Source organism: Stenotrophomonas sp. SrG, assembly GCF_050031795.1.
Taxonomy (GTDB): Bacteria; Pseudomonadota; Gammaproteobacteria; order Xanthomonadales; family Xanthomonadaceae; genus Stenotrophomonas; species Stenotrophomonas rhizophila_A.
Window position 1 is genome coordinate 1 of the sequence record NZ_JBNBBE010000203.1, and the last position, 279, is coordinate 279.

The following is a 279-nucleotide window of genomic DNA, read 5'->3' on the forward strand; positions in this document are numbered from 1 at the left end:
TGCTAATATACCAGCGCACCCCTACCCGCGCAAGCTGAAAAGCCACTAACGCCGCGGGTTTCGGGCATTTCCCATGCGCGCGTCAGTGCTAGACGCGCGTTGTGGATGGTGTCTTGCTCTTGCCCCGCACTGTGACGCGTTGCCCATCCTTCTTCGGCGTGGGCGCGGTCAGCGGCGTTTCCAGGGCCAGGTCCAGCACCTCTTCAATCCACTTCACCGGGATGATCTTCAGGTCGCGGGTGACGTTGGCCGGAATGTCGGCCAGGTCCGTGCGGTTCT

General features: G+C 62.4%; 1 protein-coding gene. It reads right to left on the minus strand.

Translation table 11 applies throughout. The features are described from left to right. Positions 1 to 88 precede the first annotated feature (88 nt). The coding region (locus ACQG3P_RS19540) for a S16 family serine protease (RefSeq protein WP_426805968.1) at positions 89 to 279 on the minus strand (191 nt) is incomplete at its 5' end.